Source organism: Parabacteroides chinchillae, from assembly GCF_900108035.1.
In the GTDB taxonomy this organism is placed as follows: Bacteria; Bacteroidota; Bacteroidia; order Bacteroidales; family Tannerellaceae; genus Parabacteroides; species Parabacteroides chinchillae.
In genome coordinates this window covers 23,778-40,044 of sequence record NZ_FNVS01000015.1, presented here as the reverse complement: position 1 = coordinate 40,044, position 16,267 = coordinate 23,778, and the positions used below count along the sequence as shown (strand labels likewise).

The following is a 16,267-nucleotide window of genomic DNA, read 5'->3' as shown; positions in this document are numbered from 1 at the left end:
GCTAAATATACGTAAATAATTGGAAATTTCAGTGCGGGCATATGTTTTGAACAGTTCCGGAATCTGTATTTATGGAATGCAAACGACACAGACAAGCGCAGAAATATTATGTCTTAAAAAATCGGCGTGAATCTGCGCTTGTCTGTGCCATCTGCATTCGCTTTTGTGCAGCTATTATCCCAAGAAAGAAATCAATACACCGGCTGCAACGGCTGAACCAATTACGCCCGATATGTTGCTGGCCATGCAGTATTGTAATACATGGTTCTTCGGATCATATTTCAAAGCGATCTCATTGGCTACCCGGGAGGCCATCGGAACGGCGCTCAGTCCGGTTGCTCCGATCAGCGGATTGATCTTTTTCTGAGTGAACAGGTTGAATATCTTAACAAAGAAAATACCTCCGCTGATAGATAAAGCGAATGCCAGAAAACCACCGATAATGATACCTATCGTAGTGAAATTAAGGAATGCTTCTGCTGTCATGGTAGCACCTACCGATAATCCGAGGAAGATGGTTGCAGCATTCATAATGCTGTTTGATGCCGCATCGAACAGACGGAATGTGTTTGTTCCTATTTCCTTTACCAGATTACCGAACATCAGCATACCGATCAATGGAACGGCACTGGGCACGAACAGGGCTACAACCGTTGTTACAACGATTGGGAAAATAATTTTCAATACACGCAGGTTTTTGATTTCTACGGATGAAGGGAATTTCTTCTCCTGTTCTTTCATATTGATGGAAAGCTCCTTTTTTGAACAAAGTAATTTAACCACTAATGGTATGATAACCGGAACCAGAGCCATGTACGAATAGGCTGCAATGGCGATAGGGCCGAGCAGGTGAGGAGCCAGCTTGATGGTGGTAAAGATCGCTGTAGGGCCATCGGCTCCTCCGATGATACCTAAAGAGGCTGCCTCTTTGGGAGTGAATCCCATCAGGATGGCAACAAGTAGGACAGTGAAGATACCTAATTGAGCTGCCGCTCCGAAGATGGAAAGACGCAAATTGCGGAGCATGGGACCGAAATCGGTCAGTGCACCTACACCCATGAAGATGATAGGTGGCAAAAAACCGGTCTTTATCAACATGTAGTAGATAAAGTTCATTAATCCCAGTTCGTGTGCAATATCGTGCAAAGGCATTTGCCAGATGTTTTTCATTACGCCATGTACATTGATCATTCCGTTTTCGTCGGCTTGAATAACACCCATGTCTCCACCCGGAAAGTTGGCCAGCAACACGCCGAACGCAATAGGTACGAGCAGCAATGGTTCGTATTGCTTCTTTATTCCGAGATATAGCAGAATGAAAGCAATGGCATACATGATAAGAAACTGCGGTTCAGCAACAATGTTGCTGAACGCAGTCATATTGTATAGATTTTGAAATATTTCGTTCATTACCGGATTGTCATTAATACGTCATCTTCTGAAACTGCATCGCCCGGAGACAGGCAGATAGCTGTTACCGTTCCGCCAAATTCTGCACGGACGGCATTGTATGTTTTCATGGCTTCTACGTAACATAATACGTCGCCTTCTTTTACGGTATCCCCTACCTTAACCGCAGCTTCCGAGGCATTCTTTACAAGGAAGAATTTACCTTCCAGCGGAGAAAGGACTTCCTTTCCGTTTCCTGCTGCTGCCGGAGCGGCAGGTGCGGAGGCTGGCTGAGAAGCTACCGGTGCAGCAGCGTTGGTAGTATCACCGAAGGCAACCGTTACGCGATAGGTTTGTCCGTTCACATCTACATTCATCACCTGAGGTGTTGTTGGCATAGCTATTGTTGCAGGTGCGTCATGGGGTGCCGGCTTTTTGGCTTCCTCTTTTTCCGCTTTGCGATGTGCTACGTCGGCCAAAAATTCCACTTTGGCTTTACCTGAACGGTAGGCTTCGTATTGAGCCGGATGCATGGCGTATTCAAATAACTCTTCGTCGTCCTGACCGCATTCCCATTGTTTTTCATTCATCAACTTGCGGTATTTATCCAAAGCGTCCGGATAATTGTCTTGCGGATTGCCTTCAAAGAACTCTCGTCCTTCGGCTTTGGCTTTCTCTACAAGTTCGGGAGCCAGTTTACCCGGCAGGCGTCCGGCTTTGCCTAAAAGCATATCCCAGATGTCATCGGCAATCATGCTCCAGCGTTCTTTTCCTTTTTCCATCTGCATGACGTTCATCAACGCCAGATTCTTTACATATTGACTGAATGGGGTAACCAGTGGAGGATAACCCACACGTGGCCATACAAAAGCAACTTCGTCGAATAATTTGATCAGAAGCTGATCTTGTGTCATAAGAGGCTTATTATTCTTGGTGCGTCCTTTGTTGATTGATTCCAGATTCTTTTCCAGATCAGACATAAGGCTACCCATCATACCTCCCGGCAGTCCGGGGCCGATCAGTAGCGAATTCATCAAACGGTTTTTAGGACTGATATATAAGCCGAGGAAATCGTCCATAAATTCCTGTACCATGCTGCGTACTTTCATGTAGGCTTCCATATTGATTTCCGGTACTTTGTAGCCGGCATCTTTCAGCATTGCCTGTACGGTTAGCAGGTCGGCGTGGCCTGTACCCCACGAAAGCGGTTCCATACCCACGTCTATATAATCGCAACCGGCATTACATACTTCCAGAATAGAAGCTACATTGAAACCGGGGCCGGCATGGCTGTGATATTGAATAGGAATTTCGGGATATTTAGCTTTGATGTTACCTACGATTTGTCCCAATGAATACGGACGTCCGATACCGGCCATGTCTTTGATACAGATTTCGTCTGCACCTAGCTCGATCAGTTCCAGCGCCATATTGGTGTAATACTCTACAGTATGTATAGGTGAATGGGTGATACACAACGAACATTGTGAGATCATACCTGCTGCTTTGGCATATTTGATTGAAGGTGCGATATTGCGCACATCGTTCAAACCGCAAAAAGTACGGGCTATATCGGTGCCTTGTGCTTTTTTTACTTTGTAGAACAACTGGCGGACATCTGCCGGAACCGGACTCATACGCAAACCGTTAAGCGCACGGTCTAGCATGTGTGTCTGAATACCTGCTTCGTGGAAGGGCTTTGTCCATTCGCGAACGGCTTTGTTGGGATTTTCTCCAAAGAGCAGATTAACCTGCTCAAAGCCACCGCCGTTGGTTTCTACACGGGCAAAACATCCCATCTCTATAATGGCAGGTGCTACCCTTACCAGTTGGTCAACTCTGGGAACATATTTTCCAGCTGATTGCCACATGTCGCGGAAAACCAGACTGAATTTAATTTCTCTTTTCATGATATTATATAATGTAACAATGTTATACTTTTTCTATTTTAACAACTTTACCTTTCCCTCCCGTTATAACACTTATGGCAGAAACAATTGCGGCTGTTTCCTGATTTGATGCTGATCCGGCCTGAGGGGATATGCGGGTTGCGGGAGTCTGTTTTTGGATAGATGCTTCTTCGGGTGCATACTTGTTCACCAATACTATCAACCCTTTCCCCAAGTTAATAACAATTAGTAGGATGGCAAATACAGTAGTCATTCCGACTACCATCAATAGTAGTCCTGTCTCTAAGTTTTCCATATTTTTTTAATGGTATTTATTTTAAGGTATTTACAGAGGTATATCCGTCTGAATACAAATTGAAAACTAGTGCAAAAATAAATAAATACTCTTATACTTTGTAAGATAAATTCTTTAAAAAATTGAAAAACGGAATAGCTGGTTATCTTTATGTTTGTATTTCTAAGTGCAGACAGCCCGTTTTGTTTTAATTTGAAACAAAACGGGCTGTCTTAGAATCGTAGAGTAACGTATATGTATTATATTGAATTTGCTTCCCCCATAAACAAAATCGTGTTGGTAGAGCTTTCGCATATCATAAATAAGAACGGACGATTTGCGATGAAGTCTGCAGATGGCGGTGTTGCGGGCTCTAAGTCTGTAGGCCCAAGGCTGTCATAGGTAATAGCAGCCGCTTCCGATCCTTCTTCGTTTACGGTTAAGTAAGTATGCTGTTCTACTTTAGTAACGACTACATCATAATCTGTTATGAGTGAAAAATCAGCTTTATTCGTAAATATCCTCTTTATTCCTAAAGCCTCTAAAGCGGTAATAAGATTCTCTTTTCCGGTCACTTTAAAGCGTGGTAAAGCTAAATCTACAATGTAGGTGGAGAATTTATTACACTCCTGCCAGTATCCGGGTTCCTTCAGTTGGTCTATCACTTGCTCTGTAGTGTAATTTTCATTTGGTAGAATCAGTTGCATATAGAATGCTCCGTTGCCGTATTCCAACTTGGTGGAAGCAAACAGGTTGTTTCTAAAATAAGGACGTTCACCCTTTTGTGGCATAAAATTAGCTGTTGCCACGGAACCGTCTTTTTGTGTAAACTCACCTTCCCTAGTACTCTCTTTTTGGAACTCATTGGTCCACTTTGCACTAAAATACAAGGCATTTATCAGATATAATAAATCATTTACGCTTGTCGATTCCAATACTTTGTCAATTTTTCCGTTCGTATTGTCTGCACACCATTTATTAATATCGTTTACAGTGGAAGGGTTTGCAAAGTCTACTTCAAAGCATTCGGCATTGTATACCGCTTTGTTGGCGGTTACATAATCTTCTTTCAGTTTGATGTTTTTGTTGCTCCACATCGAATTAACAGACGAGAAAACAACACCTCCGTCTGCTTTCTTTAGTCCTTCCGTCATTTTCTGATAGTAACTGTTTAGTTCATTTATGGAGAAGCCTTTCAGTCCCGTTGCATCTGTTATTTCTTTCAGTGCATCTCCTTGCGTCCCGTTTGCAAGCATAGCCAGTGCAATGTTCAGGCTAAAGGGTGATAATAGTATGTTTTCTTTTTTCTCCCTTGGTGCATTTTGTAATTGTTTGTACAGACTGAAAGCAAATGAGTTTGTCGTATTTACTATTTGTTGTTCGGTTTCGTTTAGTTCTATCTTTATCCGTGGATATGTTTCTATGGACGGAACTTCGGGTGCCGGGTCTGGTTCAGGTGGCAGAACGGGTTGATCAACGTTGTTGTTTTCTTTGTCGCAGGCTATAAGCATGCAACCGGCTAATATGAATGTGTAATAAAAGTTCTTCATAATTGTTATTTTAGCGTTTGATATTGATTATGTTTATTGATCTGTTGAAGTACGAGGCGTTGCAAAACTACACAATATTATATGTACTTTTTTTTAAATAAATTCTTATATAAACAAATATAGGTATAAAATATGACTATAAGCCGTTTTTGATTGAATTATAAAAAGCAGGAAGTGCGTTATTTAACTAGTTGTTTTGATTCTTATCGTTTTTCAGACAATGTTAATGTATTGTAATTGAATCTCGTTTTTTTCGCAAAATATCTTGTCTCCGGTCAGAACGGAATGTATTGATAAAATCATCGGGATGTTTTTTGAAAATCATCAGGGGGATTTGGAAAAATGATCGGGATGATCCTTTTTTATGAATCGTTTGTGGTGGTATGAGTAATTTGTTTACATTTGCGAAACTAATATCGGGAAAGTATGGGATTTCTTAAATCATTGTTTTCTTCTGCCAAAGCGGAAAATCCGGAAGAAGAAAAAGTAAAAAACAACCAAAAGAATTTTGATATATTAAAGTACGATGGTGTGCGTGCCCAAAAAATGGGGCGGGTTGCTTATGCTGTTAAATGTTTTACGGAAGCATTGAATATACAGGAAGATTTTGAAACTATGACATACCTTGTCAGTGCATATATTGTAGCCAACGAACAGGAAAAGGCTTTGGCTGTATTAGACCGTATGGTTGAACTGGAACCCGACCATATTAATACGCTGCTTACACGGGTTAATATTTTGTTTTTGTTGGATAAAGATGCCGAAGCGATTTCGGTTTGCCAACATGTAATAGAGTTAGACGCAACAAACCATGTGCCCCATTATTTGATGGCAAAAGCTAAAAAGACGACCGGAGATCTACTGGGAGCCGTTGTCGACCTTACAAAAACGATTGCTTTGAAAGATGATTTCTTCGAGGCATATTTGCTCCGTGCAGAAGTTCTATTGTCTATGTCGCAGCTACAGGAAGCTTTAGCTGATGTTGAAAAAGTGATCGAATCTGTTCCGGAAGAAGAATCAGCCTTTTTGTTGAGAGGCCGTATTTATGAAGCACAGGGGAATACAACGGGGGCGATGGCCGATTTTGAAAAAGTTCTTGAGCTGAATCCCTTTAATGAAGATGCAAGCCTTTTAATTGGTAAGCTGTTAATCGTTCAGGATAAATTAGATGAGGCTATTTCTTTTTTCGATGATGCTATCGATATGAATCCTGCGTTTGGAAAGGCTTATGCCGAACGTGGACGGGCAAAAAATATGAAAGGCGACAAAGAGGGGGCTTTTGAAGACTTGAAAAAGTCTATTGAATTGAATCCCGAGGGCGAGGAGGCAAAGAAAATGGACGGACAACACACGAATTTTGAGAATAAATCATATATGCCTTTTTGACGAATAGATATGCCTGATATGTAGATGAAGGATATACAGCAATATGAACTGGTAGAAGGGTTGCGTAATGGAGAAGAGACTGCATACAAAGAACTTTACAGACTTCATTATAAGGTTCTTTGTGCTTTTGCATATAGTTATGTAAATAATAGTTTTATTGCTGAATCACTGGTCAGTGATGTCATTTTTAATCTATGGGAAGGTCGCGGTACTTTGACTATCAATCAATCTTTGCGGGCTTATTTGATGAAAGCTGTGAAGAATACCTGTATAAACTATCTTGCTCATTGCTCACGGCATAATGATTTGCTTCAAACATTGTCTGGTAAACTGACAAGTGAGCAACAAACTTATTACAATCAGGATGGACATCCGCTGTGCTCATTGCTTGAAAAGGAATTAGAAGAGCAAATTGAGAAGTCTATCTCTTCTTTGTCTGAATTGTCCAGGGAAATTTTTTGGATGAGCCGTAATGATAAAATGAAGTATGAAGAAATAGCCCGGCAAAAAGGACTTACTGTCGATATTGTGAAATATCACATTCGTTTGGTGCTTAGTAAACTGAGAAAAGATCTAAAAGATTATTTGTTTACTTTTCTGTTTATATTTTTCCCGTTTTAAATAAAAAATAATTCATTTTTTATCACCTGATTTGTTTTCTCGTTTGTCATATCTATATAGACATACTATATATATATGCAAATTCGGGATAAAGAATACTGGGATGACTTGTTAATCGACTGTTTTTCAAATGATATAACAGATGATAATAGAGCTGTGCTGAATAAATGGCTGGATGAATCGGAGAAACATCGGTTATATTATGAAAGTATGAAAGATATATGGAACGCATCTTCGGTGGCAGATGACCAGTTTCCGTTTGACTATGAAAAAGCATTTATTCTTTTTGAGAGAAGAATTCATTCTGCAAATGGACAAAAAATAAAACATAGTATGCCATTATGGCGTAAAGCAGTTGCAGTAGCTGCTGTATTGATTCCGTTTATTCTTTTGTCTTACTATACGATCTTATATTTTAACATACAAAGTAGTAGGGACGAAGGTTTGGTTTTGTCAGAGATAACAAGCCCAAACGGCTCAAAGACAAAATTGAAACTGGCTGATGGCACTGTGGTATGGCTTAATTCCGGTAGTACGGTTCGCTATAATAATGGTTTTGGAAAAGATAACAGGCAATTATTGCTTTCGGGGGAAGCTTATTTGGAAGTTGAACGAAACGAAAAACTGCCTTTTGTGGTGAAAACCAAAGAAGTGGATGTTGTTGTATTGGGTACGGTATTTAATGTAAATGCTTATCCGGAGAATGAAGATGTGAAAGTCTCTTTACTTAACGGTTCAGTATCTCTGTCTAAGGACGGAAGTGTAAAACCGATTATATTGAAGCCGATGGAGACAGGAGTTTATAATAGGGTGTCCGGACAGATTATTATAGATCATCAGATGGTTGCCAATGCGTTGAGTTGGATAAACGGGCGTTTGGTGTTTAATGGAGAAACTTTTGAAGAAATTACAAAAATATTAGAGCGTAATTTTAATGTGAAAATTGTTATTCATGACGAGAACTTGAAAAAGAAGCGTTTTGGAGGCGATTTCCGCAATAATAAATCAATAGAAGAAATACTTGGAATTATGTCGTCCAGCGGTAAGTTTAAGTACAAAACCACTAATGACAGAATAGATATCTATTAATTTGTTAATCTTGTCGAACCTAAAAAAATCTAATGCCTATGAGTGAAAATATAAGTTAACTAGTTAATGTTTGAAGAAATTGAGGAATGGGCCAACATTCCTCAATTCAGATTTGTCAACAATCAGAAAACCGATTATTAACAGCTTAATAATTAACTGCAAATGTATCAAAAATTATGCAGCAGGGATCTGTTATACGAGATCTTATGCAATAAAAAAAGTATAAATGTTATGAAAATATCCATATTACTTCTTTTTGTAGCGGTATTTTCTATTTCGGCAACCTCGTATTCTCAGGAGGCTCGTGTGACATTAGATATGGAAAATGTCAGTATAAACGAAGTATTTAAGGGTATACAAGAACAAACCAACTATTCTTTTTGGTATGATTTAAAGGATATTAATTTAGATAAAATTGTATCAGTTAAAGTCAAAGAGAAATCAGTGGGCAGCATATTGGAACAATTATTACAAAGTGAAAATGCAACTTATAAACTGGTTGGTAACCATATTGTGATTATACCAAAACAGGAAAGTTCCGGTAGTCCGGTGATAATGCAAAAGAAAAATGTAACCGGCATTGTTAAAGATCATCTGAATGAACCCGTTATAGGGGCAAATGTAGTTGAAAAAGGGACTCAGAACGGAACGATAACTGACGAGAATGGGAATTTTTCTCTTGAAACCAGCCCGGATGCTATTCTAGTTGTTACTTATATTGGCTTCTTGCCCAAAGAAGTAACTGTCGGTCTCAAAAATACATTCAACATTTCTTTGTCGGAAGATGTCGGACAATTAGATGAAGTAGTGGTTATTGGTTATGGAAGTGTAAGAAAAAAAGATCTGACAGGATCTGTTGTGAGGTTAAATGCTGAAAAATATAAAGATCAGGCTAAAACCCAGGTATCTGATATGCTGTTGGGAACAGTTGCCGGTTTTTATGCACAGCAATCGGGTGCAGCCAGTGATGGGGCTTCAAAATTGCAGGTTCGAGGTCCTACTTCATTGAAAGCATCTACTTCTCCTTTAATAGTTTTGGATGGTGTTATATATAATGGTAATCTAAGCGATATAAACCCGAACGATATAGAGGCTGTTGATATTTTGAAAGATGCAAGCTCTGCTGCTGTGTATGGGTCGAGAGCAGCTGCAGGAGTATTGATTATCACTACAAAAAAAGGTGTAAAGGGTAAACCTATGATTAATTTTTCTGCCCAGATAGGCGTGGCGCAACCTTCAAACCGGAAGTTCAAAGGGTATGATGCCGAAGGATTCCTGCAATATAGAAGAGATGCTATGACTGCCTGGTTCCCGAATAAATATCCGTATTTCTATTATAACCCGGATGAATTACCTGCTGATACATCACTGGATGAATGGAGAAATGCAAGTGCTAATCCGAGTGCAGACAATAAATCGGAATGGGGTTCACGTCTGAATCTATTTCCCACTGAGTATGAGAATTTTATGGCTGGGAATACAATCGATTTGGCAGATATGGCATTTCGGAATGGGTTGAGGCAAAGTTATGATGTAAGTATTTCGGGAGGGACGGACAATACAAACTATTACTGGTCTTTGGGATATGATGATAACGAAACGATTCTTCGGGATGGAGGTTTTTCGGCTTTGAGAACTCGCCTGAATGTGGATTTTAAAATTGCATCATGGCTGACGGTCGGTTTAAATACACAATTTACAAGTAGAGATGAGAGTCCTCTTTCAGTATCATATACAGCCAGAGTTAGCCCATTCTGCTCTATTTATAAAGAAGATGAATCGCTGGTGTGGTATCCGTCTGGCTATCAGGGCGTACAAAATCCATTCTTAAGTAAAGAGCAAGAACGGAATAAAAAGGCAAACGCATTGTTCTCGTCTTTGTTTGCGAAAATAAACCTTCCTTTTGGCTTCAAATATGAAATGAATTTTCAGCCTCGTTATGAATTTTCGAAAGATTATAATTTCTGGGGTCCCGAAACTTATGTCGGATCAATAGCTTATTCTAAAGGATACGGTACTCGTTCAGAGTATTCCCAATTTGAATGGATGTTAGATAATATCATTCGTTGGAATAAACAGTTTGGTGATCACAATTTTGATTTGACATTATTATATAGTGCTGAGCGATTCAGGGATTGGGGGTCGGATATGACCGGAGAAACTTTTGCCCCGAATGCTAATCTTGGATGGAGCGCTTTGCAACAGGCACAAAAAGTTTCAGTGAAAAATAATGATACAGAATTGACGGGAAATGCTGCAATGGCCAGACTAAACTATACTTTGATGGGGAAATACTTGTTGACAGCTTCTGTTAGAAAGGACGGATATTCTGCATTCGGACAAAAAAATCCGTACGCTGTTTTCCCTGCAGTTGCTTTGGCATGGAGAGTATCTGACGAAAAGTTTTTTAAAGTCCCATATGTAAATGCAATGAAGCTAAGGGCTTCGTGGGGAGTAAACGGAAATAGATCCATCGGACAATATTCTGCATTGGCTACAGTAACTTCCAGTTTGTATTATGATGGGAAAAATGCTGTTTCAAATGTATACAATACCTCCCTGGCAAACTCGAATTTGAAATGGGAACGTACGGAATCTTTCAATTTTGGAATAGATATGTCTTTGTTGAATGATAAAATTTCTGTTGTTGCGGATTTTTACTCAATGACAACAACCGATTTGTTAATGGACCGTAAGCTTCCGGAATTGACAGGTTTCTCCAATATTACTACAAATTTAGGTGAATTGGGTAACAAAGGTTTTGAATTAACTGTAAATACACAGAATATAGACAATCCGGACTTTAGTTGGAATAGTAACTTGGTTTTTTCCTTAAATCGAAATAAAATTAAAAAGTTATTTGGCGATTATGGCGAGTATATATTGATGGGGAAAAAACACAATGGCGAATTACCTGATTATACAAATGGATTGTTTCCAGGACAGTCTATCGACCGGGTATGGGGATATAATATCGTAGGTGTATGGCAGATGGAAGAGGCTGAGGCTGCTAAAGAGTATAATTTGGCACCGGGCGATTTTAAGAGTGAAGATCTGGATGATAACGGAAAATACGAAGATAAGATGGATAAACAGTTTATCGGGTATACCAGTCCACGTTTTCGCTTGGGATTTGGTAACGATTTCACGTTTCTGAAACATTTTACGGCTTCAATTTTTCTTCGTGCGGATTTAGGCCATATAGCCCGTGCATCTTTGGCCGAACGTAGAGATGGTTATGAGTATAATCGTATTAATGAATTTGATTTTCCATATTGGACACCGGAAAATCGTAATCAGGAATGGGGTGGACTCAGGATGAGTACAAGTTCATACGGGGGAGATTTCCAGGTTTATAAACCTGCATCGTTTTTGAGGATACAAGATGTTTCGGTCGGCTATAATTTACCGGAAGCGATTGCGAAAAAGCTGTTTGTAAATAGTGCACGTTTCTCATTTTCTATCCGTAATCTTTATTGCTTTACAGACTGGATGGGATGGGATCCTGAATCATTGAATACTCCTCTTCCCCGGACTTATACTTTTGGCGTGAATGTTTCACTTTAAAAACAGAGTAATATGAAACGTATAATTATATTTTTATCATTTTTTGCTGCTTTTTTCCACACATCTTGTTCGGACGAATGGTTGGACCCTAAGCCGCATTCTTTCTACACACCTGAAAATGTATATACAGACAAGGGCGGTTTTGAATCTTTGATCCTGACCATGCGTAAGGATTTGAGGGCTGATAACACAGGAGAGAGACATTTTATTTGTTCTGAGATGGCTGCGTCCGATTTAGGTGTTCCATTGGTTCAATTGGATTTTAGGAAATTGACACCTAGCAGTTCTACTTATTATCCTTTCCTGACAATGTTTACCCGTGCATATGAATTTATTAAAAATTCAAATGTCTTAATATCCCGTATTGATAATATTGAGTGGAAAGACGAAAACGAAAAAAATGCATTAGTTGCTGAAGCTTTGTGGCATAGGGCTTATTGGTATTATCGGTTGGTGAACAACTATGGAGATGTACCTTTGATTCTGGAAGAATTGTTCGGGCCGAAACTGGATTTTGCAACATATAGCAGATGGACAATCCTGGAAAAGTTGGAACAAGATCTGGAATTTGCAGTTAAATATCTTCCAACACCGGAATCTACGCCGGCAGGTGGTGTTTCTGCAGGAGCCGGGTACCACCTTCTGACAAAGGTTTATCTGGCAAATATGAAGTATGATAAAGCCATAGAAGCTGCCGATCATGTCATTAATGACTATTCGTATGCATTAATGGAGCATCGGTTTGGAAAAGACCTGGATATGCCGGAATATAACTTAATGTGGGATTTGCATCGTCCTGAAAATTTTAATTTGAGTGAAAATACTGAAACAATCCTGGCTTGTATCGACCGTTTTGAGGCCCCGGCTGAGGCTAAAACTGCCGGACTTCGTACCATGCGAAACTACAATTGTGGCTGGTGGTATCCGGCTGTATTAGATAGTGAAGGAAAGCAGGGTATGGTTTATGGAGGCGAATATAAGGCTTTATATGGAGAAGCAAATCCGAATCTGGTAAATACACCCTATTATAGGTTTGATATCTGGTCTTATAAGGGAGATACCTGGGAAAACACATCCGATATGCGTCGGGCTGATGAAAATTGGGTGGATATGCATGAGTTGAAATATAATAACCCAAAATCGGTAGATTATGGGAAACCGGTAAACCCCGAATATTTTGCGGCATTAGCAGATACATTTTATTATACATTTGCTTTTCCACATTATATAACGTATGTTCCGGCTCCCGACCCGGCAATAAATCCTATGGGAAGTAACGGTGATTGGTATATTTTCCGACTGGCTGAAACATTCTTGCTGAGGGCGGAGGCATACTATTGGCAAGGAAATATGGGAGCTGCCGCAGATGATATAAATAAAGTCAGACTTAGGGCAAAGGCTAAACCTGTCACTGCAGGTGAAGTAACGATTGATTTTATATTTGATGAACGTGCTCGTGAGTTATTCGCAGAAGAACCTAGGCATTCCGAATTGGTACGCGTATCTTATATGATGGCAAAAGCAGGTATGAACGGGTATACATTGCAGGATTTTAGTAAAAAGAGCTGGTTTTATGATAGGGTAATGAAGTATAATACGTATTATCAAACGGAACTTAATGTGTTGGCAAATTATGTGGTAATGGATCCTCATCACGTGCTTTGGCCTATACCTCAAAGTGTAATTACGGCCAATACACAAGGAGTTATTAACCAGAATATAGGATATGACGGAGCTGACAATAATGTACCGCCATTAACTCAGATTGAATAACAGGATAATGAAAATTATTGATTAATATTAAATGTAAATCGGGTGAAAAAAAACAAGTTTTTTCACCTGATTTCTTTTCTGAGTTGTCATATTTATAGAAAGAGAAAGAATACAATTGTTAAACTAAAATCTCATTTGCTTATGGATAAAAAACAGAAATAATTAGATTGCATATGACTGGGGTATGGGCCAACATTCCTGGTTTTCAGATAAATCAATACCTGATATTAATAGCTTAATAAGGGACTGCAAATATATACATATTGAGCGGCAAGCCATTACTATATCTGGATTTGGACAATTGAAAAACTGAACATTAAAAATTTACGGCCTTTCTGTTTTAAGCTCCAGTCGGACATACATTTTCTATCTCCATTCTATTATTGATAATTTTTGTCATTCATGATGAAGAATGAGATTGTGCCTGGTTATTATGGCTGTCGAAAATTATGCCCTGCAAGTTTCGGGAAAATTACTGGATAAATAATTATATGTTACGAATAAATTAATACTGAAATAAAATGGAAAAGATTACAGAGTTGCCGTCTTTATATAATCATCTGGAAAAAATGTCGGTGATGGAGTTGGTTAGTAATATAAATAAAGAAGATCAGAAAGTGGCGGTTGCTATTCAAAGGGTATTGCCTCAGATTGCAAAAGTTGTGGAGATGATTGAGCTTAAATTAAGAGAGGGAGGAAGGATGTTCTATCTGGGAGCCGGAAGCGGAGGCCGGTTGTCTGTTTTGGATAAAGTAGAATTGCCTAATACTTATGGAATTGAACATGGAATATTTAACTGTTTGCTGGCCGGAGGTGAAGAACGCTTGCTGGAAGTGCTGGAAGCAATGGAAGATAGCGAAGAAGACGCTGTGCGGCAGTTGGATTTATTTGAAGTCTCCGGGAGTGATTTTGTGTTGGGTATCTCTGCCAGTGGAACAACACCATACGTTCTGGCAGGAATGAAAAGATGCAGGGAACTGGGTATTCCTTGCGGATGTTTGGTAAACAACCTTGATTCGCCAATTGCTGCTAATTGTGATTATCCGATTGAATTGATTTTAGGACCGGAGTTTGTGACTGGTAGTACACGTATGAAGTGTGGGACGGCTCAAAAAATGATATTTGATATGATAAGTACATCAGTCTTAATCCGGTTAGGGAAAGTGGAGGATAATAAAATGGTAAATGTCCGGCTTATTAATAATAAAGTTGTGGACCGCTCTGTCCGGATGCTGATGGAAGAAGCGGGATTAACTGATTATGAAGAAGCCAAACAATTGATCCTTAAATATCAGAATGTACGCAAAGCGCTTGATTACCTGAAAACTATTAAATAAAACATTTAAATATACATGCCATGGAAAATAAAATGAACAGAAGAAGATTTTTAGAGACTACAAGCCTCTTAGGAGGAAGTTTATTGTTTGCTCCGTCATTTTCAATTGCCGGTTCTTTGAAATCGGATGTTAAACCTGCCAGGCTGGGAGGAGCTAAAGCGCATCCGAAAGGATTTCAAAGTTGGCCGATTTATGGCCGATCTGAAGAATTAGCATTGGTAAATACACTGAAAACCGGAAAATGGGGACGTCTTGATGGGAATACAACTGCCACTTTTGAAACAGAGTATGCGAGAATGCTGGGTGTAAAACATTCGTTAGGTGTATCTAGCGGTACGGCTGCTTTATATTCAATGCTTGGGGCACTAAATCTGGGTCCGGGCGATGAAGTGATTATTCCGGTTTATACTTTTGTTGCGACTTATAATGTTGTAACTCTTAACTATGCATTGCCTGTATTTGTTGATTCTGATATTGAAACATTCCAGATTGACGCACGCAAAATAGAACCTGCTATTACTTCTCAGACTAAAGTGATTATGCCTGTACATATTGGTGGCCTTCCTGCAGACTTGGATACTATATTGAATATTGGCAAAAAGCATAATATTACGATAATTGAAGATGCTTGCCAGGCTCATTTGGCAGAATGGAGAGGTAAAAAAGTTGGTTCTTATGGTTTAGGAGGAGCCTTTAGTTTTCAATCTTCAAAGAATCTGAATTGTGCGGAGGGAGGAGCCATTACATCTAATAATGAAGAATTTATACAACGTTGCTATGCTTTTCATAATCAAGGCCAAGGAGGAGCCCGTACTTCTTTTGCTGTTGGTGGTGAAGGTACCCGTGGTGTTAATATGCGATTGACGGAATTCCAATCGGGCTTATTGCTTGCCCAAATGAGTCGTTTGGAAGAACAAGCGAGGATACGGGATAAGAATGCGTCCTATTTGAATAAAGCGTTAAGTGAAATACCGGGAATTACTCCTGCAAAGTTGTATGACGGTGTAACTATGGGAGCTTATCATTTGTATATGTTCCGATATGATCCGTCTCATTTTGCAGGTATGAGCCGTGAGAAATTTCTGGAAGCACTTTCTGAAGAAGGAGTTCCTTGTTCCGCTGGCTATGGTTCGATGAACAAGAGTGAATATGTACAGAAGTTGGCTGCAAATAAACATTATTTGAAGATATACGGTGAAAAAGCTATGAAAGAATGGCTGGAGCGCAATGAATGTCCACAAAATGACAAATTGGCTGAACAAGGTGTATGGCTTCTTCAATACATGCTTTTGGGTTCTAGGGAGGATATGGACCAGATCGTAGAAGCTATCCGTAAAATACAGAAATATGCAAAGCAATTGAATAAATAAA

General features: G+C 39.4%; 11 protein-coding genes. 7 read left to right on the top strand and 4 right to left on the bottom strand.

The features are described 5' to 3' along the window. Positions 1-174: 174 nt before the first annotated feature. The 4 genes from C4S38_RS12105 to C4S38_RS12090 form a co-directional block, all read right to left on the bottom strand. Positions 175-1,410 (bottom strand): sodium ion-translocating decarboxylase subunit beta, encoded by a 1,236-nt coding sequence (locus C4S38_RS12105; RefSeq protein WP_099464565.1) that lies wholly within the window; start codon positions 1,408-1,410, stop codon positions 175-177. After that, on the bottom strand, positions 1,410-3,299 hold the full coding sequence (locus C4S38_RS12100) for a biotin/lipoyl-containing protein (protein ID WP_103983926.1): 1,890 nt from the start codon (positions 3,297-3,299) through the stop codon (positions 1,410-1,412). Before C4S38_RS12100 ends, C4S38_RS12105 begins: the two co-directional genes overlap by 1 nt. 22 nt (positions 3,300-3,321) lie before the next feature. Continuing rightward, complete coding sequence (locus C4S38_RS12095; protein ID WP_103983925.1) at positions 3,322-3,594, bottom strand: OadG family protein; 273 nt, start codon at positions 3,592-3,594, stop codon at positions 3,322-3,324. Between the two features lie 239 nt (positions 3,595-3,833). Further along, positions 3,834-5,123, bottom strand: coding sequence for a serpin family protein (locus tag C4S38_RS12090; protein WP_103983924.1), 1,290 nt, complete (start codon positions 5,121-5,123; stop codon positions 3,834-3,836). 426 nt (positions 5,124-5,549) lie between these two features. Here C4S38_RS12090 and C4S38_RS12085 point away from each other — a divergent pair, with 426 nt between their 5' ends. The 7 genes from C4S38_RS12085 to C4S38_RS12055 all read left to right on the top strand — a co-directional run bounded on the left by C4S38_RS12085 (position 5,550) and on the right by C4S38_RS12055 (position 16,266). After that, positions 5,550-6,509 carry a tetratricopeptide repeat protein gene (locus C4S38_RS12085; RefSeq protein ID WP_103983923.1) on the top strand — a complete coding sequence of 320 codons (960 nt, stop codon included), beginning with the start codon at positions 5,550-5,552 and terminating at the stop codon, positions 6,507-6,509. Between the two features lie 24 nt (positions 6,510-6,533). After that, positions 6,534-7,130, top strand: a complete 597-nt coding sequence (locus C4S38_RS12080) for an RNA polymerase sigma-70 factor (RefSeq protein ID WP_103983922.1) — start codon at positions 6,534-6,536, stop codon at positions 7,128-7,130. Positions 7,131-7,205: 75 nt separating this feature from the next. After that, positions 7,206-8,219 (top strand): FecR family protein, encoded by a 1,014-nt coding sequence (locus C4S38_RS12075; protein ID WP_234999366.1) that lies wholly within the window; start codon positions 7,206-7,208, stop codon positions 8,217-8,219. A 231-nt stretch (positions 8,220-8,450) separates the two neighbouring features. Continuing rightward, positions 8,451-11,786 (top strand): TonB-dependent receptor, encoded by a 3,336-nt coding sequence (locus C4S38_RS12070; RefSeq protein WP_200817970.1) that lies wholly within the window; start codon positions 8,451-8,453, stop codon positions 11,784-11,786. Positions 11,787-11,798: 12 nt separating this feature from the next. After that, positions 11,799-13,559 carry a RagB/SusD family nutrient uptake outer membrane protein gene (locus C4S38_RS12065; protein ID WP_099464559.1) on the top strand — a complete coding sequence of 587 codons (1,761 nt, stop codon included), beginning with the start codon at positions 11,799-11,801 and terminating at the stop codon, positions 13,557-13,559. A gap of 521 nt (positions 13,560-14,080) precedes the next feature. Beyond that, the gene (locus tag C4S38_RS12060; protein ID WP_099464558.1) at positions 14,081-14,896 is read left to right on the top strand and encodes an N-acetylmuramic acid 6-phosphate etherase; all 816 of its coding nucleotides are present in this window, start codon (positions 14,081-14,083) and stop codon (positions 14,894-14,896) included. 20 nt (positions 14,897-14,916) lie between these two features. Beyond that, positions 14,917-16,266: a DegT/DnrJ/EryC1/StrS family aminotransferase gene (locus C4S38_RS12055; protein WP_103983920.1), complete on the top strand. Its 1,350-nt coding sequence runs from the start codon at positions 14,917-14,919 to the stop codon at positions 16,264-16,266. Position 16,267 lies beyond the last annotated feature (1 nt).

Coding starts and splice junctions, on each gene's coding strand:
- C4S38_RS12105 (WP_099464565.1), bottom strand. CDS start 1,410: ATGAACGAAATATTTCAAAATCTATACAATATGACTGCGTTCAGCAAC.
- C4S38_RS12100 (WP_103983926.1), bottom strand. CDS start 3,299: ATGAAAAGAGAAATTAAATTCAGTCTGGTTTTCCGCGACATGTGGCAA.
- C4S38_RS12095 (WP_103983925.1), bottom strand. CDS start 3,594: ATGGAAAACTTAGAGACAGGACTACTATTGATGGTAGTCGGAATGACT.
- C4S38_RS12090 (WP_103983924.1), bottom strand. CDS start 5,123: ATGAAGAACTTTTATTACACATTCATATTAGCCGGTTGCATGCTTATA.
- C4S38_RS12085 (WP_103983923.1), top strand. CDS start 5,550: ATGGGATTTCTTAAATCATTGTTTTCTTCTGCCAAAGCGGAAAATCCG.
- C4S38_RS12080 (WP_103983922.1), top strand. CDS start 6,534: ATGAAGGATATACAGCAATATGAACTGGTAGAAGGGTTGCGTAATGGA.
- C4S38_RS12075 (WP_234999366.1), top strand. CDS start 7,206: ATGCAAATTCGGGATAAAGAATACTGGGATGACTTGTTAATCGACTGT.
- C4S38_RS12070 (WP_200817970.1), top strand. CDS start 8,451: ATGAAAATATCCATATTACTTCTTTTTGTAGCGGTATTTTCTATTTCG.
- C4S38_RS12065 (WP_099464559.1), top strand. CDS start 11,799: ATGAAACGTATAATTATATTTTTATCATTTTTTGCTGCTTTTTTCCAC.
- C4S38_RS12060 (WP_099464558.1), top strand. CDS start 14,081: ATGGAAAAGATTACAGAGTTGCCGTCTTTATATAATCATCTGGAAAAA.
- C4S38_RS12055 (WP_103983920.1), top strand. CDS start 14,917: ATGGAAAATAAAATGAACAGAAGAAGATTTTTAGAGACTACAAGCCTC.